1 protein-coding gene is annotated in these 659 nt (G+C 69.8%); it reads left to right on the forward strand.

The window, feature by feature from the left end; translation table 11 throughout:
• Positions 1-659 (forward strand): 1-deoxy-D-xylulose-5-phosphate synthase N-terminal domain-containing protein (locus ACY34K_RS33860; RefSeq protein ID WP_462754109.1); only part of this gene is annotated, 659 nt, incomplete at both ends.

The raw sequence follows: 659 nt of genomic DNA on the forward strand, positions 1-659 counted from the left end.
AGGCCAAGGACCGTCCGCTCGTCATCGTCGTCAACGACAACGAGCGCTCCTACGCCCCCACCATCGGCGGCCTCGCCAACCACCTCGCCACCCTGCGCACCACCGACGGCTACGAGCGCTTCCTGGCCCGCACCAAGGAGATCCTCGACCGCACGCCGGTCGTCGGGAAACCGCTCTACGAGACGCTGCACGGCGCCAAGAAGGGCCTGAAGGACTTCATCGCCCCGCAGGGCATGTTCGAGGACCTCGGCCTCAAGTACGTCGGCCCGATCGACGGTCACGACATCGAGGCGCTGGAGTCCGCGCTGACCCGCGCCAAGCGGTTCGGCGGCCCGGTCATCGTCCACTGCCTCACCGAGAAGGGCCGCGGCTACCAGCCCGCCCTCCAGGACGAGGCCGACCGCTTCCACGCCGTCGGCAAGATCCACCCCGACACCGGCCTGCCCATCTCCTCCTCCGGCGCCGACTGGACCGGCGTCTTCGCCGACGAGATGGTCGAGCTCGGCAAGGAACGCAAGGACATCGTCGCCATCACCGCGGCCATGCTCCAGCCGGTCGGCCTCGACAAGTTCGCCAAGGTCTTCCCCGACCGGGTGTACGACGTCGGCATCGCCGAGCAGCACGGCGCGGTCTCCGCGGCCGGTCTCGCCACCGGCGGT

The sequence above is a fragment of the Streptomyces sp. STAM6 genome (assembly GCF_054963715.1).